16 protein-coding genes and 1 tRNA gene are annotated in these 21417 nt (G+C 59.0%); 9 read left to right on the forward strand and 8 right to left on the reverse strand.

All coding sequences use genetic code 11. From position 1 onward, the window contains the following. Positions 1-133: 133 nt before the first annotated feature. On the reverse strand, positions 134-1522 hold the full coding sequence (locus VG146_12815) for a hypothetical protein (GenBank protein HEV2393229.1): 1389 nt from the start codon (positions 1520-1522) through the stop codon (positions 134-136). A 24-nt stretch (positions 1523-1546) separates the two neighbouring features. Next, the gene (locus tag VG146_12820; GenBank protein ID HEV2393230.1) at positions 1547-1888 is read right to left on the reverse strand and encodes a hypothetical protein; all 342 of its coding nucleotides are present in this window, start codon (positions 1886-1888) and stop codon (positions 1547-1549) included. Positions 1889-2241: 353 nt separating this feature from the next. On the opposite strand from VG146_12820, the gene VG146_12825 reads away from it, so the two are divergent. Next, positions 2242-2475, forward strand: coding sequence for a DUF4160 domain-containing protein (locus VG146_12825; protein ID HEV2393231.1), 234 nt, complete (start codon positions 2242-2244; stop codon positions 2473-2475). Continuing rightward, complete coding sequence (locus tag VG146_12830; GenBank protein ID HEV2393232.1) at positions 2459-2740, forward strand: DUF2442 domain-containing protein; 282 nt, start codon at positions 2459-2461, stop codon at positions 2738-2740. The genes VG146_12825 and VG146_12830 overlap by 17 nt, the downstream gene beginning before the upstream one ends. Positions 2741-2797: 57 nt before the next feature. On the opposite strand, the gene VG146_12835 is transcribed toward VG146_12830, so the two are convergent. From VG146_12835 to VG146_12850, 4 genes are all read right to left on the reverse strand, one after another. After that, positions 2798-3022, reverse strand: a complete 225-nt coding sequence (locus tag VG146_12835; protein HEV2393233.1) for an SHOCT domain-containing protein — start codon at positions 3020-3022, stop codon at positions 2798-2800. Positions 3023-3151: 129 nt separating this feature from the next. Next, positions 3152-4978 carry an alpha-L-fucosidase gene (locus tag VG146_12840; protein HEV2393234.1) on the reverse strand — a complete coding sequence of 609 codons (1827 nt, stop codon included), beginning with the start codon at positions 4976-4978 and terminating at the stop codon, positions 3152-3154. Positions 4979-5084: 106 nt separating this feature from the next. Further along, entirely contained in the window at positions 5085-5543 is a 459-nt protein-coding gene (locus tag VG146_12845; GenBank protein HEV2393235.1) for a hypothetical protein, read from the reverse strand. A 104-nt stretch (positions 5544-5647) separates the two neighbouring features. After that, the gene (locus tag VG146_12850; protein HEV2393236.1) at positions 5648-7351 is read right to left on the reverse strand and encodes a tetratricopeptide repeat protein; all 1704 of its coding nucleotides are present in this window, start codon (positions 7349-7351) and stop codon (positions 5648-5650) included. A gap of 368 nt (positions 7352-7719) precedes the next feature. Here VG146_12850 and VG146_12855 point away from each other — a divergent pair, with 368 nt between their 5' ends. From VG146_12855 to VG146_12880, 6 genes are all read left to right on the forward strand, one after another. Continuing rightward, positions 7720-9573, forward strand: a complete 1854-nt coding sequence (locus tag VG146_12855; GenBank protein HEV2393237.1) for an Ig-like domain-containing protein — start codon at positions 7720-7722, stop codon at positions 9571-9573. A 494-nt stretch (positions 9574-10067) separates the two neighbouring features. After that, positions 10068-10466 carry a pilus assembly protein gene (locus VG146_12860; GenBank protein ID HEV2393238.1) on the forward strand — a complete coding sequence of 133 codons (399 nt, stop codon included), beginning with the start codon at positions 10068-10070 and terminating at the stop codon, positions 10464-10466. 104 nt (positions 10467-10570) lie between these two features. Continuing rightward, a complete protein-coding gene (locus VG146_12865; GenBank protein ID HEV2393239.1) occupies positions 10571-11980 on the forward strand; it encodes an efflux RND transporter periplasmic adaptor subunit in 1410 nt (469 codons plus the stop codon). 11 nt (positions 11981-11991) lie between these two features. Beyond that, positions 11992-15111 carry a multidrug efflux RND transporter permease subunit gene (locus tag VG146_12870; GenBank protein HEV2393240.1) on the forward strand — a complete coding sequence of 1040 codons (3120 nt, stop codon included), beginning with the start codon at positions 11992-11994 and terminating at the stop codon, positions 15109-15111. Between the two features lie 3 nt (positions 15112-15114). After that, the gene (locus VG146_12875) at positions 15115-18237 is read left to right on the forward strand and encodes an efflux RND transporter permease subunit (GenBank protein ID HEV2393241.1); all 3123 of its coding nucleotides are present in this window, start codon (positions 15115-15117) and stop codon (positions 18235-18237) included. 205 nt (positions 18238-18442) lie between these two features. Continuing rightward, a tRNA-Leu gene (locus VG146_12880) sits at positions 18443-18529 on the forward strand. Between the two features lie 173 nt (positions 18530-18702). On the opposite strand, the gene VG146_12885 is transcribed toward VG146_12880, so the two are convergent. Continuing rightward, entirely contained in the window at positions 18703-18921 is a 219-nt protein-coding gene (locus VG146_12885) for a PIN domain-containing protein (GenBank protein HEV2393242.1), read from the reverse strand. A 154-nt stretch (positions 18922-19075) separates the two neighbouring features. After that, positions 19076-19339 (reverse strand): hypothetical protein, encoded by a 264-nt coding sequence (locus VG146_12890; protein HEV2393243.1) that lies wholly within the window; start codon positions 19337-19339, stop codon positions 19076-19078. Between the two features lie 316 nt (positions 19340-19655). Between VG146_12890 and VG146_12895 the strand changes: the two genes are divergently transcribed. After that, on the forward strand, positions 19656-21404 hold the full coding sequence (locus tag VG146_12895; protein HEV2393244.1) for an arylsulfatase: 1749 nt from the start codon (positions 19656-19658) through the stop codon (positions 21402-21404). The last annotated feature ends 13 nt before the right edge of the window (positions 21405-21417 follow it).

Below are 21417 nucleotides of genomic sequence, written 5' to 3' on the forward strand. Positions count from 1 at the left end.
GGGCAGTGGCATAGACTACAGCGAGGGGCCCCTCTGCCCGATCCTCTCCCCTTCGGAAGTGGAGAGGGAGAAGCATCGGCAGATTAACGGTGTAGTTCATGTTAGGGACTCGTCAGTAAGCTTTTGTTTTTGGTTAAAACCCGTAGGAGACTTGGAACAACAGTTCGTTCGATGGGAAAAATGCCGAGCCGGGGCCGGTGCTGTGGAGCCATTCGTAATCGCCTTCGAAGAGCAGGGTGTTGGAGAAGTAATAAACGAACCCGGCGGTGTAGCGGTCGGCTTTGGTCGCCGGCGCCAGGCCGTCGTTGGACTCGTCATAGCGGCCCACCAGTTCGAGGTTGTTGATGAGGGGCCAGTCCCGGTTCAAGCCGGCGAGCTTGTAACTGCCCTGAATCCACCAGCCTCTGGGGTGGATGGTGCCCATGTCCGTGGTATCCGCCCAGGTGTTGATATACTCGCCTTTGACCTCGACGTTCGGGGTGATGTGCAGGGCGGCATCAACCACCGCGGCTGACCATTGGTTGCCCAGGTCATTCCACTCGCCCGTCTGGCCCGAAACCCCCAACTCGAGGTCATAATGCGGTTTCAACGGGAAGAACCAGCCAAGCCGCCCGCCACCGCTGGGGTCGGAATGCAAATTGCCCAGAGCCGAAAAGGTCGTGCCCGGCAAGCCAAAGCCGTATTGCCTCGGCACTGTGGTGGCTTGGGAGAGAACGCCCACGTTCCCACCCAGGTCCAGCGAGCCAGAGTTGCCGGTCCCATCGACTGACGACGGACCATTCACGCCATAGGCCGAATAGGTAAGCATTTGGCCGTTGTCCCCGATGGGAACAGCCCCGCGCCCCTGGATGCCGATGCCATTGCCAGGAAGCAAACCGCGAGGCATGGGGTTATCGGGAATTTTATTGAGCCAGCCGGCGCTGCGTTCGCTGTAGGTGCCTAGCGGCAGGAGCATGTTGCCCGCCACGACTGTCAGATAGTCGTTGAAGAGATAATCCAGGGTGGCAAAGCTCAGATCAAAACCGTATGACGTGCCGGCGGAGGCTGGCGCATTATTGGCCAGGGTGAAATCAAATCCCGCTTCAAACAGGATATTGTCATTGGCCCGAAACAGGAAGATGGGCGCGAAATCGGCGAAGGCAAAGGCGCTGTGCTGGCCCGGCATGCGTCCGAAGATGGTTTCGGCGTCGCCAACGACCTGGAATTGGTGAGTGGCAGGCGGCCCTGGCATGGGAGCGACCGGCGCGGCGGCCTGGGCCTTGGCGACCGCCTCGACTTGCTGTGCGGCATTGGTGGCCACGGTCTGGGTTTCGCCCAATTGCTGCTTTAACTGGTCGATTTGCTGCTTGTCTTGCTGATGGGTTGCCTGGTCTTGTTCGTGGGTTTGTTCGAGGCGTTGCACTTTTTTGCTTAATTCATCGACCATGTTTTTGAGGTCGTTGAAATCGTTGCTGCTTACCTGCGCCCAGCCGGCTGAGGGCAGAACCACTGCCAATGCCAGCATCAAGGAAAGAGGTTTCATAAGGTGTTGGTCTTTCAGATTGGGTTAGCTGCCGCTGTCTTCCTGCAGGTACTTGAGTATCTTTTTGGCTTGTGACGCCGGGAGATTGGCGCGCACCCGCATGTGAGTCATGAGGGTCTTCCACTGGGAAGCGGTGAACTCGGTGGCGTAACGTTCCGGATGGCAACGGTTGCAGTTGATGCTGTAGAGCTCGGCGCCGGTGAGCTTTGAGACCTTCTTCGCCTTCTTCTGCGCTTTGGCGGGTTTGTCTGCCTTGGTATCCGCCGCCACTGCGCAGAAGACCGATGCCCCATAGAGCGTCGCCGCCGACAACGCGAGAATCGCCCCGGGGCGCCGCGCCCATTTGAATAAACTGAGTCGCTTCATGATTTGTTTTGGTTTCGAACGTTTATGTGCCATGACCGGCCTCAAACAACACCCGTTGTTCGGGGCATTTCCTAGACAGGCCTTCATTTCTCTCTGCCACGCCTGCTTTCGTTTGAAGGCTAGTGGCAAAGGGGATGATCTGCGCCTGACCAATTCTCAGCATGAGCTTTGTACCTCAATTGGAGTTCAACCGGCTACTTGCCGGTTGGCTATTTGTGATTGCCTATTGGCATCGGCCTCGGATTGGAAGCGTTGGCGTTCGCGCTCGGGCCTGCATCTTGAGCGGCGGTCGCTCAGCAAAACGTTGGACAAAAATAGTCGCTTTTACGTTTGGCGTCCGGTAGCTTGGGCGCATGCCGAAGATTTTCGAGAAGGACGGCTACAGATTCTTTTTTTACAGCAATGAACACCGTCCCATTCACGTTCACGTTCGGTATGGTGGTGGAGAAGCCGTGTTTGAGGTAGAGCGGCGAGTAGATCTGCGCGAATCGCAGGGACTTAAGGTGCGGGAGTTGGCGAAAGCGGAGGAGCTTGCAAAGGAGCATCGCGAGCTTATTATTAAACGGTGGAATGAGCGTTTTAACTGATAGTGCGCGCAGAGCCGTCTTCCAGGATGGCCAGATTATTATCGCGATGGAGAGCGGGGCGGAGATTCGTTTCCCCGTGGCCGAGAACCCGCGCCTGGCGTGTGGTACATCGGAGCAGTTGAGCCGGATCGAGATTTCACCGTATGGCATTCACTGGCCCGAGCTCGATGAGGACCTCTCCTTGCGAGGATTGTTGAGAGGCGACTACGGACAGCATCAGAATATCGCCCCAAAGCGTGGAGCCGACAGGGGGCAGCCGTCGTGATCATGACCAGGAATGTCAATAGTTATGACCGCCCCCTTTTCGACCTCAGAAGAGCGATTACCGTTGGATTATCTTCTGCCTTTGCGCCTGGTACTCATCCTGGGTAATAGCACCCTGGTCGAGGGCCTTCTTGAGGTCAATCAACTCCTGGCCACGAGTCGTTTGCACGACATTGGTTCCCTTTTTGTCGCCGCCGATTTGCCATGCACATCCGGAGAGCAGAAGGCCCATGAAGCCTGCGGCTGCAACCAAGCGCATCGATTTTGATAATTTCGGTTTCATCGTGTTTCCTTGCTTAATATCCAATTTCGAAAAGACAAGCTGACCGGGGAAGTGTTAGGCCCTTTGGGCCGAATGTCAAGCAGACTTCAGACGCAGACGCCGGGCATGGTTGCTAATGAGAAGACCCTTCTATCGCCCGAGCGTTTTCAGGATTACCAATCGCGGTTGCATCAACTCGGCTTCGCTATTCTCCTGGGTCGAAAGTTTGATCTCGACGCGGCCTGGTTTGAGTGAAACCCGGCCCAATGCCGTGGTTTGAATTGCTCCGGGAGTAATTTGCCCCTTGAGCACCTGCGACCCGAATTCCACCGTGAACCATTTGCCGGCGGATTGTTCCTGAGCATCGTAGGTCACGGAGACCTCATAGACGGCAGGCTCATTTATGCGCGCGGGCCAGGTAATGCATTCGCCCGGGTTGGTCCAGCCCGTCACGTGTGCGTCCCGCGTCTTGCCTGGGCCGAACTTCAAAGCTTTTCCGTGCAACACGGCGTCGAAGACGCGAAGGGTTTCGGAGCCCATTGCCGGTTGGAGGAGGCGCCTGGGGTCAGATTGAATCTCGCCCGTGCATTCCAGCGCAATGACGGAATCGGCCTGCTCTGGCGGGGCCGCTGGAAGGCCTGTGATGGTGAGGTCGAGGGGATTGAGCCGGCTGATGGTAAGCGGGCCACAGGGGGAGGCTGAGAGTACGTGCGCGGTTTTTACGGCGGACATTAACCCGCCGACAACCAGTTTGCCGCTCGCAGGCCAGTCAAAGACATGGAGGTAAAGGGTATTGCCCTTGAGGGTCGATTCGCCCCAAGATTGCACCGCCAGTGGAGAGCGCGTTGTGCCGCGGATCGATTCACCGTTTAGCTTCCACCATGCCCCAATCCCATCGAGAATCGCCAGGTCTTTTGGGTCCATCCGGCCATCACCCATCGGCCCCACATTCATCAGGATGTTGCCGCCGCGCGCAGCGGCTTTGGCGAGCAGCCGGATGAAATGGGAAGGCGGCTTGTGTGAATGGTCGAAGCGGTTCCAGCCATAGGATTCGTTGGTGGTGGGAATGCCCTCCCAATCGGCCTCGTGGGGCGCGAAATCCGCCGGACGATCGGCGGTCGAGGAGTAATCGCCCAACCCGCGCACCAGGCGTCCATTAATCACCACACGCGCGCTGGCTGCGCGCACGGCTCGCATGATGCGCAGATTCTCCGATTCAGGCAGCTTGCTCGAGGTGTCGAACCAGAGAATGTCCGGGTCGTAGCGCCTTATCAATTCCTGCAATTGGGGAATGGCTTTTTGATCGACGTACTTTCTGGCCTTCGGGAGGAACTCGGGAGTCGTCTCCCACCAGCGCCGCCCGCCAATCAGCTTATCGCCGCCGGGATTGTGGTAATCCCAATCGTTGCCTGGGGCGTTTTCGTCACTCCAATCAAATGCCTGAGAATAGTAAAAGCCGAACCTTAAGCCGTATTTGCGGCACGCCGCGCTCAATTCGGCCATGGGGTCACGTTTAAAAGGAGTGCAATTGGTGATATTATAGGGGCTGACTGCCGAAGGCCACATGGCAAAACCGTCGTGATGCTTTGCTGTAATAATCATATACCCCATGCCGGCGTCTTTTGCCGCTCGAACCCAGGCCTCGGCGTTAAAATTCGTTGGATTAAAGTTCCCGGCGACCTCTTTTCGATACGCAGCGATAGGAATCTTCAAGACCCTTTGGATGTGCTCGGCATAAGTGCCGCCTTTGCGTCCGTGGAATTCATTGCCCAAAGAAGAGTAAACACCCCAATGGATGAACATGCCGAAGCGGGCATCGCGCCACCAGGCGATGCGCGCATCATGGGTTTTCATCGAATCGCGCCACCACTCCAGCTTCGGGCTGTTCTTTGGCGGAATCGGGAACGGCTGCGCATCGAGGAAGGGCGCTGCCAGCCACAAGCACCCGGCGGATACAATGATAGGGAGCTGTTTCATTTGGCGGTCAGTTTAGACCTTCTGGACAGGCTGAGACCAGTTGAACAAAGTACGTACTGGGTGCTCAAATGAGCGGGGTCAAAAGCGGAGCACGTCCAGAGCGCTGTTATTGCAGATTGGGAATGTAACAGCCGATGGATTTGGTCGCGCGCACTTGGATCGAGTGGTGAGCCAGTATCGCGTTTAGGGCCTCCTCCAAGTCATGGCGGGTGGGCGCTGGCCGTTCCCGTCCGATCTCTGCGAAGCGGTCGTCGATTCGGCCATGATACAGCAGCTCGCCCTTCATGCCAAAGACGGCGGCCGAAGGCACGGTATCCGTCCTGGCGCGGCGGGCCCAAAGCTGGTGGGGGTCCAGGAGCGTAGGGAGAGTCAACTTGTATTCGAGATCATGCCTCCGGATGCTGTCCGCCGTTTCCTCCGGGTCAGAATGCACGAGCCAAAACGCCACGCCCCGTGGGGCGTACTGCTGGCGCAAATGCGAAATGGTGGGGCAGTAGCGATTGGCCAGCGGACAATCATTGCTCACGAAAATCAGGACTCGGGCGACCAGGTTGGTTGGCAACAACGGATCAGCCGGGCGAGGCCATACCGAGATTACACTATGACGGTTCAAACAGCCTGGGAAGAGGCAACCAAGCGCGGCCAAAGCCAGAAGCGGAAAGGCTCGCCTCATTTGGTGGCCGCCTCAGGTGCGGCGCGAAGACGCTCGATTCGCTGCAAGGTTTCACGCGCCAGAGCGTCGGTGGGGTCCAGCAGAAGGGCCTGCCGGATTTTTTTCTCCGCCTGATCGAGGTCGCCCAGGTCCAGAAACAAGAAAGCGAGGTTGCCAAAAGCGCGCGCGTTTCTTGGGTTGAGGCGAATAGCCGCCTCCAGCTCAGTGCGGGCGCGGGTCAGGAGGTTTTGGGTGCGGTAGATGACTCCCCTGTAATAATGAGGCTGGTCGTACTTGGGGTCGTCGGCGCAGGCCTCTCTGAGGGTCTCAAGGGCTTCGGTCGTTTGGCCGGCAGCCCATTGTGCGAAACCCAGTTCGGTGCGCGCGCGAGCATCGCGCGGGTTGCGGGCCAGCCGAAACTCGGCGTAACGTCGAATGAGCTGTTGGTTTTTCTGGTTGTAAGCTTCCTTGAGCCGCGCGCCGTCGCCCGGATTATTGAGCCGGACTTGGAACCAAAGCTCGCCCATTTCATCGGTTGTCTGCGGACCGTAGAGAACCTCTTTGGGGGGCTGGTTTGGGTTTCTGGGGTTCGCGGTTGAATTGTCATAGGTAAAGTGCATCCCAAGCTCTGTCCCGGCGGGCAAATGCACTGGATGGGCATAGCGATAGTCGCCTTGCCAGTTGAAGTCCCAGTCGGGGATAGTCAGCAGCGGCTGAATGCTGCCGTCGGTTCGACGCGCGAAGCCCTCGAGTCGTTTGCCAAGGTAATGGGCATGGGGCAAAACCGAAAGAACCTCGACATCGACCGGCAGGACGAATTGGTCTTCCAAAACCCAGGCGTTATTGCCGGCAGGGATATCGATGTTGAGCGAAGTCAGGACAAGGATCATGGTTGTATTGGTGGGGGGCGTATCTGTGAAGAAGAGCCCGACCTGCGCCTGGATCGTCTCAGGTTTTCCCGTCGGCCTCAAATGCGCCTGCACCACCAGGTCCTCGCCAGGCTTAAGTGTCCAGCCATACCCTGGCGGCTCGGAGGACGGCATCTTGCCCGGCTGATAGCCCAGAAAATAGCCATCAGGGGTTCGGACGCTGTTGGGCAAATTCATTCCGTCAAACCCGGGTTGGCCATCCGCGCCATCGAAGCTCCCCGCCTGCCCTGATGTGTCCACTTTTACAAAAGCATGGTGAACGATCCGAAGATTGTCCGGACGAAACTCGACCGCGCGCACATACCGGGGAACCTTGAGGGGAACTGGGATAACAAAGTTTCGGTAAACGTCGCGCCCATCGGCGGCAAGCGTGAATGGGCGCGGCATCCGGACAACCAAATCGGGCTTGCCCAATTGCCAACCTCCCACAAATCGAGGAAGCGGCGGTAGCTGCGACGGCGCGCCCTCCGGCGCACCGGCTTGGAACCAGCGCGCAAACAATTCGACCTGCTCCCCGGTTAGCCGGCGGTCTCCCACAAATTCTCCCCTCGCGCCGGCTGGCAGCCACGGAGGCATGTAACGGCTCCGGGTCACCTGCGCGATTTGCCTCGCCCGCTTCTCGACATCACGAAAGCTCAAGAGCGCAAAGGGTCCCGATTCACCTGGCCGATGGCAGATCGAACAATGCGCGAACACAATCGGAGCGATATCCTTATTAAAAGTGACATCCGTGTTGGAGGCGAGCACTGCCTCGCCAACCAGAACCAATGATGCAACCGTAGCCAGCTTCACGTGAATACACCATCCTAGCAGGTCACACAGCGCGAGGCTAGAAAGAAAGGCAACCCGCCCCCAAGGCGTCCCAGGAGGCGGCTGACCTGCGATGCCTTTCAGACACGAGCAGCTTTCCACGGGAAGCGTTGGAACCACATCTGGGCTCGCGGAGAGGAGAAGCCACGGCTTGACTGGAGTCTGTGAAACGTACGTGTTTCCCATCGGGACTCTGCCTGGCTTCCTCATCCGTCCCGAGTTGTCCGGGAAACCCCGGATACCTCTTTCCGCATAACCCCGCATAAAAGCAGGTTGACCAGAACCAGGAGATTGTGTATTCGATAGTCTAAGCCTTTGAATTCATCGTGCTAAACACGTTGTCGCGTATTATGAACACAAGAATCCTGGCCACCCTTGCGCCCATTGCGGGCAGTTTTCTCATCCTCACCGCCGCTGCCACCGCTCAGCCGGTGCGCGTTTTTGGCCCGCCGGCGCGGGGCACCGCGCGGCCACCGCTTTGGATGAACTTGAATCCCCAGGCCCGGCCCAACAGTTCCACCGGCACGGCCGCGCCGCCTTACACGCCGAAGCAAGTCAGCAGCGCCTACGGCTTCAACCAGGTGTACGCGAGCGGATTCGACGGCACCGGCCAGGTCATTGGGATCGTTGATGCCTACGATGACAGCGCGAATATTCAGAACGACCTGAACTATTTCTGCAATCAGTTCGGACTCCCGCCGACCACCGTTCAAATTATTTACGCGCAAGGGGCCAAACCTTCGGCCAACACGGGCTGGCAACAGGAAGAGTCGCTGGATGTCGAATGGGCCCATGCCATAGCCCCCGGCGCCAAGATTTTGCTGGTCGAGGCCTACAACAACAGCACGGCTTACCTGCTCCAGGCGGCCCAGGTCGCGGTGCAGAACGGGGCAACCGTCGTTTCCATGAGTTGGGGTGGCGGAGAATCCTCGGGCGAGACTTCTTCGGATGCTTATTTCACTTCAAATGCCGTCACCTACGTTGCGTCGGCAGGTGATAGCGGTGAGAGCACCGGTGTGGAATGGCCTGCCGCCTCGCCCAACGTGATCGGGGTCGGCGGAACAACGCTCGTCATCAACTCGGACGGTACTTACGGCTCCGAATCCGCCTGGGCCAGCAGCGGCGGGGGCATCAGCACAATCGAACCGCTCCCTTCCTGGCAAACCGGCTGGAGCAGCTACCTGGGCAACCTTCGCGGCGTGCCGGATGTGAGTTACCTGGCCGACCCCAACTATGGGGTTTATGTTCGGTACCATGGAGGGTGGTATGAATTCGGTGGCACCAGCGTCGGCGCGCCCCAGTGGGCCGCGTTGGTCGCACTGGCTAATGAACAGCGTGGCGCGGGCCTGCCGACACCCGGCCAGGCCATCTACAGCATCGCGAATAATGGCCAGGTCAACGGCCTTTACACAATCAATCCGAATTACTTCCACGACGTCACCTCAGGCAACAATGGTGGCGACCCTGACGACCAGGGCATTTTCGGCTACGACCTCGTGACGGGTGTCGGTTCCCCCCTGGCCGGCAGCCTCGTGCCGGCCTTGGCCACGTGGGGCGCGGCGCCGCCCACGCCTGACTTCAGCCTTTCAATCACTCCCTCCTCCGCCACGGTTTCCGCCACCGGCGGTCAGACCAATTACACCGTCACCGTCACGCCTCTCAGCGGCTTTAGCGGTACGGTGGACCTTTCTTTAGCTTCCATGCCGTCGGGCGTCACACCGTCGTGGACGGCTACCCAGGTCGATGCCACTGCCACCGTAGCGACGACTCTGACACTCACGGTGGCCCCGGGCACTTCCGTAGGCTCCTATGGCTTCAGTGTCACCGGGACCTCGACTACGCCTTCGCTCACTCACCAGGCATCGGCGACTCTGGCAGTTGCCAACACGCCAACTACCATGACGGTTAGTTCCATTAGCTATTCGACCTCCGGACGGCGCAACTCCAATCTGAACATCACGTTAACAGTGGTCGATAGTACCGGCAATCCGGTGTCGGGCGCCTCAGTGTCGATCACGCTTGATCTGAACGGCTCGCCCTATGCGAGCGGCACTGCGAGCACCGGGTCCAATGGTCAGGTTACGTTGCAACTCACCAATGCCCATCGAGGCACCTACCATACAGTTGTCACTTCCGTAACAGCCTCTGGTTTGACATGGGACAACGGCTACCCGACCGCAAATAGCTTTTACGATCGCTACTGAAGTTCACTGCGTCGGTTCCGATTCGATAAAACCGCCGTGGACCGGGACCGAGGCCCCGAGGGGGTCAATAGGCGCCGAGATTGATGGCAATGCTTCCCCCTCTCCCATTCCGACTCGCCGCGCTGTCGCGCCGTCGCAGCGGGAGGGGAGAGGGGGCCCTCGGTGTGTAGTCCGTCCCACGGCCCTCCCCGTAAATGCCGCAAACAATTCTTGCCAAAACTCATTTTGCGTAATACACTAGCGTATGTCGCATATTCTAACACTTCGAATTTCGCCGGCCAAACTGGCGAAGCTCGATCAGAAAGCCGCTCAGTCGGGCCGTGACCGGTCTGGATACTTAAGGGAACTCATTGATCAAGCTCTGCAGGGGCCGCAGAACCCGGACCGGCATAAATTCGCCTCGACGGACCTCATCGGATGCCTTGCTCTTGGTGTTGGGCCAGCAACCAACGAAAACATGCGGCGTATCATTCGGCAGAAATTGAAGCAGCGTCATGAAGCGCATCGCTGATACCGGTCTGCTGCTTGCGGCGCTGGACAGGCGAGACCCGTTCCACCAGTGGGGAAGCCGCGAATTCGTCGCCCACGCTCCTTTTGCCACCTGTGAAGCCGTGCTCGATGAACTGGCTTTCCTCACAGAGGACGCCCGCTTGGGCATCAGGCTTGTGGCTCGGGGTGATCTGGCGCTGGATTTCGACCTCGCTTCTCATATCCCTCGCGTGCTGGAACTGCTCGATAAGTATGCCGATCGCCAGATGCAATTGGCTGACGCTTGCCTCGTATGTATGACCGAGTTGAGCGATTCTTGCAAAGTATGGACGATAGATCGGAAGGACTTCAGGGTGTATCGGCGCCATGGTCGGCAGGTCATCCCATGTGATTTCCCGGCCTAAGCGTTATTTGGCGTGAGCAGGTGTTCGTGACCGTGATTTGGGTTAGCCGCCAATCCCCTAATCAAACACCGCAATTCAAAAATCTAAAATCCCATTCAGTCTCAATGAATAAAGCCATTGCCCGCAACCTCCAATCAGATACTCTGTTGCGACTGAATAACTTCATGGCGAACCAAGACCAATCTGGAAACCCCGCTCCGCCCCAGGGACATGGCGGAACCGGCACTCCAGGCCCGGCTCCGGGGCCCAACATTCGGCGCGGCTGGGGCGTCATTACACTCTTAGGCATCATCATTGGGGTAGCCGTTTTGGGCTGGTTTTGGACAAAGCGTTCGAGAAATCCTGAGGCTGGGGCCGCGCCCGGCCCCGGAGGCCGGGCTTCCACGGGCAACTTCCCTGTCCCCATCATCCCGGGGACGGTGGAAACCAAAGATGTGCCGATCTATCTCGATGGCCTGGGCACCGTCCAGGCATTCAACACCGTCACGATCCGCAGCCGGGTGGATGGCCAGGTGCAGAAGATAGCCTTTACCGAGGGGCAGGATGTCCATATTGGCGATATGCTGGCGCAAATCGATCCGGCCCCCTTCCAGGCAATGCTCGACCAGGATGTCGCCAAAAAAGCGCAGGACGCAGCGCAGTTGGCCGTGGCAAAGCTGACCCTCAACCGCGACGCCCAATTGCTGGAAAGCAAAATCCTTGCCCAACAGGATTATGACACCCAATCAGCCCTGGTCGATCAGCTCGTCGCCACCGTCAACGGGGATCAGGCGGCTATTGACAATGCAAAGGTGCAACTCGATTACACCCGGATTACCTCGCCCCTGGACGGGCGAACCGGTATTCGGCAGGTGGACCAGGGCAACATCGTCCATGCAACCGATTCTAATGGGCTGGTCGTCATCACCCAGCTACGTCCAATCTCCGTCGTCTTCACGTTGCCGGAACAGTATCTATCCGAAATCCAGGAACACGCGTTGAAAGGCGAGGGCCTCCAGGTGCTGGCGATGGACCGGGACAATACCAACACGCTCGCGCAAGGGACCCTGGCTGTTATCGATAACCAAATCGATACCACCACCGGCACGATCCGCCTCAAAGCGACTTTTCCCAATACCGGTTTAAGCCTGTGGCCAGGCCAGTTCGTCAATGTCCGTCTCCTGATCGAGGTCCGCAAGGGGGGGCTGGTGGTGCCCGCCTCGGTCGTCCAGCGCGGGCCAGATGGCACGTTTGCTTTCGTCATCAGCAATGGCCTTGCCCAAGTGCGTCCGATCAAGGTGGGACGCATCGGCCAAAACATGGCGCTGATCGATGAGGGCCTCCAGGCTGGCGAGATGGTGGTGGTGGACGGCCAGTACAAGCTGCAACCCGGCTCGAAGGTTAAATTGCCCGGCCAGGACGCCAGGCCGCGTCCCCAAAGCCCGCAACAAAAGGCAGACGCCGCCGAGCAGGCCTCTGGACAGCGCGGGGAGCAGGCCGGCAAAAAGCCCTTGCTGGACCCTGTCACGCGTTAAGACTCCCGCTCTTGAACATCTCCGAGCCATTCATCCGCCGGCCCATCGCCACTTCCCTTTTGATGGCCGGCGTCGTTCTGATGGGTTTGCTGGGATATTTCCTCCTGCCGGTCTCCGCATTGCCACCCGTCGATTTCCCAACGATACAGGTGACAGCCCAGTACCCCGGCGCCGGACCGGATGTCATGGCCTCATCGGTCACCACCCCGTTGGAACGGCAGTTTGGGCAAATCAGCGGGCTTTCCCAGATGACATCCATTAGCTCGTTCGGCAATTCGAGCATCACGCTCCAGTTTAATCTCGACCGCAACATCGATGCGGCAGCGCAAGATGTGCAGGCCGCCATGAACGCGGCCAATGGCGTCCTGCCCCGGATGCCAAACCCGCCCACCTACAGCAAAGTCAACCCCGCCGACACCCCCATCTTAACACTGGCCATTACATCGGATACCTTGCCGCTCGAGAAGGTTAACGACCTTGCGGACACCGTCCTGGCGCAGAAACTCAGCGAGGTGACCGGGGTGGGCCTAGTTACGATTGAAGGCAATCAAAAGCCCGCCGTTCGTGTTCGCGTCAATCCCCCCGCCCTTGCCGCCCTGGGCCTTGGTTTCGAGGACGTCCGGACCGGCCTGATGCAGAACAACATCAACGCCCCCAAAGGCTCCTTTGATGGCCAGCGGCTCTCTTATGCGATTGGCGTTAATGACCAAATCTTCTCTGCCGCGCAATTTGGCGATGTCATCGTCGCTTACCGGAACGGCTCTCCTGTCCGGTTGCGCGATGTGGGCCAAGTCGTCGATAACGTGGAAAACGTGCGGCTTGCAGGCTGGGTCGGCCAAGGGCCCGCCGTCATCCTGGACATTCAGCGCCAGCCGGGGGCCAACATCATCGAGACAGCCGATCGAGTAAAAGCTCTCCTGCCGAGGTTGCGCGCGGCTATCCCCCCCTCGGTCACCATCTCCATCCTAACCGACCGCACCGAAACCATCCGGGCATCGGTCCGCGACGTGCAACTCACGTTGGTGCTCACAGTGGCCCTGGTTGTGATGGTCATCTTCGTCTTCCTGCGCAAACTTTGGGCCACCGTTATCCCCAGCATTGCCCTCCCGCTGGCGGTTATCGGCACCTTCGGCCTCATGAAACTCATCGGCTTCACCCTGGATAACCTCTCGCTGATGGCCCTGACGATCTCGACCGGCTTTGTCGTGGACGACGCCATCGTCATGATCGAGAACATTGTCCGGTTCATCGAAGCGGGCGAACCGCCCTTGCAAGCCGCCCTGAAAGGCTCCAAACAGATCGGCTTCACGGTGGTATCGCTGAGCTTTTCACTGGTGGCGGTCTTTATCCCGCTGATTTTCATGACCGGCATTGTAGGGCGGCTTTTCCGCGAATTTGCCATCACTCTGAGCATCGCCGTGATGGTCTCGGCCATTGTCTCGCTAACCCTCACCCCGATGATGTGCGCGCGCCTGCTCCAGCCGGAAGATAAGCAGAAACATGGCCGCCTGTTCCTGGCCTCCGAACGGTTCTTCAAAGGAATGCTGGACGCCTATGAACGCGGGCTGCAATGGGTTCTGGCACATCAACTTTTTGTCCTGGGCGTTGCGGCCGTGACCTTGGTGGCGACCATTTGGCTTTATGTTCTGGCGCCGAAGGGGTTGTTGCCCGAGCAGGACACCGGTCTAATCCTGGGCATTACGGACGCGCCACAAACCATTTCCTTCAAGGGCATGGTCGAACGGCAGCGGCGCTTGGCGGAGGTAGTCGCCCACGACCCCGATGTGGCGAAGATAGCTTCGTTTGTCGGCGGCGGGACTGTCAACCCGACGATGAACACAGGCCGTTTGTATATTGGCCTTAAACCGCTTCGTCAGCGAACGGCCAGCGCCAGGGACATCATCGCACGGCTGCGCAAGGCAACCGCCGGTGTGGAAGGCATCTCACTGTTCATGCAGGCCGTCCAGGATGTGCAAATCGATAGCCGCGTCAGCCGCACCCAATATCAGTACACCCTCCAGGACGCCGACGAGGCCGAGTTGTCCCAATGGGCAGGGCGGCTCCTGGAGCGTTTGCGCCAACTGCCCCAACTGACCGATGTGGCCAGCGATGAAGAGCCGGGCGGCCTGACGGCCAGCGTCGTTGTGGACCGGGAGCGGGCCTCCCGCCTGAATATCCTGCCTCAGGCCATCGATGATACCCTCTATGACGCCTTCGGGCAGCGCCAGGTCTCGACTATCTTTACCCAGCTCACGCAATATCGGGTCATACTCGAAGCCGACCCTGCGTTTCAAATGACGCCCGAAACGCTCCAGCGAATCTACGTCCGCTCATCCACAGGCCAGGTTGTCCCACTGAGCACCTTTGCCCACGTCGAGACCGGGATTGCCCCGCTGACCGTCGTGCATCAGGGCCAGTTCCCCGCTGTCACCCTCTCCTTCAACCTGGCGTCCGGCTCCTCATTGGGCACCGCCGTTGAGGCCATTCAAACTGCCGAAAAGGGCATCGGCCTGCCCGAAACTGTTGTGACCACCTTTTCCGGCAGCGCCGCCGAGTTCCGCTCTTCGCTTAAAAGCGAACCGTTCCTGATTCTGGCGGCCATTATTGTCATCTACATTGTCCTGGGGGTCCTCTATGAAAGCTACATTCACCCCATCACGATTCTCTCGAGCCTGCCCTCGGCCGGGGTGGGCGCCCTGCTGGCGCTGATGTTGACCGGCCAGGACCTTTCCCTTATCTCGCTCATCGGCATCGTGCTGCTGATTGGCATCGTGCAGAAGAACGCCATCATGATGATTGATTTCGCGCTCGATGCCGAGCGCAACGAGGGTTTGCCTCCCGAACGCTCGATCTACCAAGCTGCCTTGCTGCGCTTTCGTCCCATCATGATGACCACCATGGCCGCGCTGCTGGGCGCATTGCCCCTGGCGTTGCAGCACGGCGAAGGCTCCGAGTTGCGACGGCCCATGGGCATCGCCATTGTCGGCGGCCTGTTGCTCTCGCAGTTCATCACTCTCTATACAACCCCGGTGGTGTATCTGTACCTCGACCGGCTCGGCGCCTGGTTCCGGCGCTGGCGTCAGGCAGCACACTTGGCAGAGCCTGCGGGCCTGCCTTCGCCTGAGACCTGAGCCGTGAGCGTTTCTGAGCCATTCATCCGCCGGCCAGTCGGCACGTCGTTGCTGGCGGCGGGACTGTTCCTGGCCGGAATCATCGCCTATCATTTCCTTCCGGTCGCCCCCATCCCGCGCGTGGATTTCCCGATGATCAGTGTTTCGGCCTCGCTGCCGGGGGCCGACCCTGCGACGGTCGCCTCGACGGTCGCCGCCCCGCTTGAAAAACGCCTGGGCCAAATCTCCGGCGTCTCCGAAATCACCTCCGTCAGCACCCTGGGCGGGGCGGGCATCACTATCCAGTTCAATTTGGATCGCAACGTCGATGGCGCGGCGCGGGATGTGCAAGCGGCCATCAATGCCGCCGCAGGCGACCTGCCCATCAACCTGCCCGCCCCTCCCACCTACCGAAAGGTCAATCCCGCCGATGCCCCGGTCATGATCCTGGCCATGACTTCTCAAACCTTGCCGCCTACACAAATCTACGATTATGGCGACACCATCATCGCCCAACGCCTCAGCCAGGTCGAAGGCGTCAGCCAGGTCTATATCAGCGGTGCGGCCAAAAATGCCATTCGCGTCCAGGTCAACCCCGCCGTCCTGGCCTCGGCCGGGCTGAGCCTGGAAGACGTCCGCGCCCTGCTCGGACAGGTCAATGTGGATGAACCCAAGGGCAGTCTGGAAGGAAACGGCCTGGCCTACACTCTGGACAGTAACGATCAACTCCTGGTGGCGCGCGATTACCAGCGGCTCGTGCTGGCCGAAAAGCCGAAGGGCCCTGTCAAACTCTCCGCCGTTGGCCAGGCCTTTGACGGCCTGGAGAACACCCTCCAAGCCGGGTGGTCCGGCACCAATGTCGCCGTCCTGGTCATCATCTTTAAACAGGCCGACGCGAATGTACTCGAGACGGTGCAACGCATCAAAACAGAGCTGCCTCACCTGGCGGAATGGTTGCCGCCGGCAGTCAGGCTCACTGCCATTAGCGATCGGACGCGCACCATCGAGTCCTCGGTTAAGGAAGTCCAGTTTTCCCTGATGCTGAGCATCGCCCTGGTCGTGATGGTCATTTTCCTGTTCTTGCGGCGCTTCTGGCCCACCTTCATCGCCAGTATCACCGTCCCGCTCGCATTGGCAGGGACGTTTGCCGGGATGTACTTCTGCCATTATACCCTGGATAATCTCTCCTTAATGGCGATCACCATTTCCGTCGGGTTCGTTGTCGATGACGCCATCGTCGTTATTGAAAACATCTATCGCCATATCGAGCACGGCGAAGCGGCATTTCCCGCGGCCCTCAAAGGAGCCAGACAAATCGGCTTCACCATCGTTTCGATGACCACCTCGTTGGTGGCTGTGTTTATTCCGTTGCTGTTCATGAGCGGGTTGATTGGCCGTTTGTTTCACGAATTTGCCGTGACGTTGAGCATCGCCGTCCTGATCTCCGGTGTGCTTTCTCTGACCCTTACCCCGATGATGTGCTCGCGCTTCTTGCGCGCCGAGGCCACATACGGACCCCCGGGCATGTTCTATCGCTCCGCCGAGCGCGGGTTTAAGTGGATGCTGGGCGGGTACGAATCCGCGTTGCGTTGGGTCCTGCGCTATCAGGCATTTATGCTGGTGGTGTTCTTCGTGACCATGGCCACAACTGTCGTGCTGTACTTGTTTATTCCCAAGGGCTTCTTTCCACAGCAGGACACCGGCGGGCTGATGGGCACGACCGAGGCGGCCCAGGACATCTCGTTCAAAGCGATGAAGAAGCTTCACCAGCAGGCTCTTTCGATTGTCATGGCTGACCCGGCAGTCGAGTCGATTGGCTCGTTCCTCAGCGGCAGCGGCAACTCGGTCGTCAATAATGGCCGCATGTTCATTACCCTCAAACCAGTCGAACAACGCAATGTCACGGCGGACCAGGTGATTAACCGCTTGCGCCGCAAGCTGTCGGTTCTGCCAGGCATCACGCTTTATATGCAGGCCAGTCAGGACATCCGGGTCGGAGGACGCATGAGCAAGGCCCAATATCAGTACGCCCTCCAATCGAGCGACCTGGACGAACTCAAACACTGGTCGGCGGTGCTCCTGGATAAATTGCGCCAGGAACCCTTGTTGCGCGACGTGACCAGCGACCAACTCACGGGCGGATTGCAGTCCAACGTGGTGGTCGATCGCGATGCCGCCGCGCGCCTGGGTATCTCACTGGCCGCTATCGACAACACTCTCTATGACGCCTTCGGGCAGCGCCAGGTCTCGACAATGTATAAACGATACAACCAGCATTTTGTGGTTTTGGAAGCTGAACCGCGCTTTCTTCTCGACCCTGAGTCTCTCCAACAAATCTTTGTCAAATCCTCCACGGGCCTGCTCGTCCCTTTATCGGCCGTAGCCAAATTTGAGACGGGCAACACCTACCTCTCGGTGAATCACCAGGGTCAATTCCCGGCAGTCACCCTTTCATTCAACCTGGCCCTCGGCGCCTCGTTGGGCGCGGCGACGGAAGCCGTGCAGCGCGTGGTGGAGAGCCTCCACATACCCTCGGTGGTGCAAGGCAGCTTTCAAGGGACGGCGCAGGTATTCCAGGCATCGATGGCGAGCACGCCGGTCCTGGCGCTGGCCGCCTTGATTGCGGTGTATGTCGTCCTGGGGATGCTTTACGAGAGCCTCATCCATCCCATCACCATCCTCTCGACGCTGCCTTCTGCTGGCGTGGGGGCGCTGCTGGCCTTGCTGGCAACACACCTCGAACTGTCTCTGGTCTCTTTCATCGGCATCATCCTGCTTATCGGCATTGTGAAGAAAAACGCCATCCTGATGATCGATTTCGCCCTCGAAGCCGAGCGCAACGACGGCGCCTCGCCGGAGGAGGCCATTTACCAGGCCTGCATCATTCGCTTTCGCCCCATCATGATGACGACAATGGCTGCCTTGTTTGGCGCTGTGCCGCTGGCCATCGGACTCGGCGCCGGCTCGGAATTGCGCAAACCTCTGGGCATCGCCATCGTCGGCGGCCTAATCGTTTCCCAGGCGCTCACGCTCTTCACAACACCCGTGGTTTATCTCTTATTCGAACACATCCGCCGCTGGTTCGCCCGCTGGCGCCCGCAATGGCCCGCCCTCCGGCGCCGCCGCGCCACAGCCGAGACTGCATAAAGGGAAGGCGGAAAAATGGAAGCAGAAACATAGATTCTGATAATATTTTTCAGGCTTGGCTTCTGTCTAATAGTTTAATGGTTAATCCTGAATGCTCGCCCCTTGCCGGGGCCGAAACTCCGTTTATCTTAGCCGGGCAATCGCAAATTGGCCACTTGCGCCGGGCTAGGGGGCTCTTGTATGTTTCAGCGCCCGGTAAGGGCAAGCCGATGTGGCGGAATTGGCAGACGCGCTAGACTCAAAATCTGGTATCCGTAAGGATGTGTGGGTTCGACCCCCTCCATCGGCACCACCGCACAGGAGGCTCCCGAATCCATTTCAAGCGCCGCCGTCTTCCGCGGGATTCAGACTGCCACGATGGCGGTGGCCTGGTGATCGATATCTGATGGGACCGCGCGCCGGGCCTTTGTCGCCGCTCGGCGCCCAGCCGTTGCGGCATTGGTCAGACGCGCATTCTCGTTTTCGTCACCAACTGATCCGGCGGATGCCAGGGACGCTGTCGAAGTGGGGATCGGCGCTCAGGATGGATAAATTGTGGTGCCGGGCCAGGGCGGCAATCCAGACATCGTTGGAAAAGATGGGACTGGCGCGCTCCTTCAAGGTTTGCCGAATTTCGGCGTAAGCGGCAGCGGTGTCCAGGGAGATTTCAAGCACCGTCCGTGCCGGGTCAGTTGCTCCGACCAAGCTAGGCGGCGTGGACGGTCGCGACCCTCCAGCAGGCCAAACCGATACTCGCCAATGACAATCACAGGAAGATGCGGCCCTGGGCCGGTGGCGATCTTTTCTCGAGCCGACAGGTTGCCTTCAGCGAAAGCCGTGATCGCGTTCGTGTCCAGGATCACAGCGTGTCCTCGGGTTCCAAAACCTCGAACTCCTCGTCAATCCGCTGTTGGATGCGACGAGTCTCGGCGCGGTCAGATGCGGTCTTGCCGAAGGCGCCTGCCAATTTCATCCAGGCCGGCGGCGCGGAGGGCGTTCCGGCAGTCTTGAGCTTGTCATCGAGGGCCTCGGTGAAGAACTGTTTGAGGTTGATACCGCGTGAGGCGGCAACGCTCTTGGCGCGTCGGAGCGTCGTGCCTGGAATTTCAATGGTTGTCTTCACAAGCGCACCCTACCATATTTATGGGTCTGGTCGATAATCTACCTGGCAGATCTTAACGCTACCGGACGGTTGCCGTGCTCTGGTATTTTGCGATAACGCCGCCCCACCGTGGCGTCGGTCGGGTCTGACAGTTTCAACTCTGGTTCGCGCACCGTCCGCTCCACCCATTCTGCGGGAATGTGACGTTCCGCCGGCACATCGCGCGCCTCACGTGGTCACGGCGTAATCCACGCCTCGCGGGTTTTCCGCCTTGAGTTGATTTGCTTGACCGAGCGGGATTGCGAGAACGGCGCCCGAGGGGTAGCCTGGGACATCTATGAAACAGGATTTGCGGGCGGCTTTGCTCTGGCAGTGGATGCGCCTCCTAATCGCAGGCGCCATGCTGGGCGCGGAGTTGAAATCAGGCACTGCTGCAACGCAGGCGCCTCGTCCGAATATTGTTCTGATTTTGGCTGATGATTTGGGTTATTCCGATTTGGGCTGTTTCGGTTCCGAGATATCGACCCCCAACCTGGACCGCTTGGCGGCGCAAGGGCTAAAAATGACCGAGTTCTATACGACGCCGCGGTGTTGTCCATCGCGGGCGTCCCTGCTGACCGGGTTGTATCCACAGCAAGCGGGAATGGGCGGGATGATGGAGGACCGTGGCGTTCCTGGCTATCGTGGCGAGCTTGGGACCAATTGTCTCACCATCGCCGAAGAGCTGCGCCGGGCGAACTACCACACGCTGATGGTGGGCAAATGGCATCTGTGCCACATCTATTTCGACGGAAAGAAGCAACTAAACTACCAGTCGAATGTCCCGTTTTGGGATGATAAACATGACTGGCCGCTTCAGCGGGGATTCGAGAAGTACTATGGCACGATCCATGGCGTGAGCAGCTATTACGATCCCTTTTCGCTGACGCAGAATAACACACCCACCCGGCCCCAGAAAAAGCGCTTCTATTATACCGACGCCATCGCTGAACATGCAGTTGCCGACATCGAAAAGTACGCCGGCAAGGACAAACCGTTTTTTCTCTATGCCGCCTTCACTGCGCCGCATTGGCCTTTGCAAGCGCCGGAAGCGGACATTGCAAAGTATCGGGAGCGCTACCTGGCAGGGTGGGATGTCATTCGCACAAACCGCTACCAGCGCCAGCTCGCACTGGGCATCATAGACCAGCGCTGGGGATTATCACCCAGGGACCCACGAGTGCCGGCGTGGACCCAGGTGCGGGACAAAGAATGGGAAGCTAACCGGATGGCGACTTATGCGGCAATGGTCGAGCGGTTGGACCAGGGAGTCGGGCGCATTCTCAAGGCGCTAAAGGAACAGGGCATCGAGCAGAACACGCTAGTCATCTTCTTTTCAGATAATGGCGCCTGCGCGGAGGTGATTCAGCCCGAGTGGTATGATGTTCCCAGCCGCACCCGGTCGGGGCAGAGGGTCAAAGTGGGCAATCGCGATCACACCGTATTGGCAGGGCCCGAGGATGTCTGGCAAAGCTATGGCATTCCCTGGGCGAACGTCAGCGATACACCCTTCCTGCTGTATAAGCATTTTACGCAGGAAGGGGGCATTTCAACGCCATTGATAGTCCGCTGGCCGGCTCGCATTCAAAAGGGGAGCGTGATGTCGCGCCAAATTGGCCATGTCACCGACATCATGGCCACCCTGGTGGAGGTCGCCGGGGCCACGCACCCGAAAATGTACAACGGCCAACCGGTTCTCCTCTTGGAAGGCGCCAGCCTCATGCCCATTTTCGAGGGCCGCGAACGCGAGCATCCGGCTCCGATTTTCTGGGAACACGAAGGCAACCGGGCGGTCCGGCTGGGGCAATGGAAGTTGGTGGCGCTCCATAGGCAAAAATGGGAACTCTACGATACACAAACAGACCGGACCGAGCTGAACAACGTGGCTTCGAGCCATACCGGCAAAGTGGAGGAAATGTCCGCGCTCTATGACGCCTGGGCCGCGCGTTGCAACGTCCTGCCTCCAGAAGAGCTTCCGCGTCCACGGCCCATCACGCCGGCCACCGCCGCGTCAGCGATTCAGGAATCGAACAGATTGAAGGATTAATTGGAAAGAGGTT

The organism is Verrucomicrobiia bacterium, from assembly GCA_035946615.1.
In the GTDB taxonomy this organism is placed as follows: Bacteria; Verrucomicrobiota; Verrucomicrobiia; order Limisphaerales; family UBA8199; genus DASYZB01.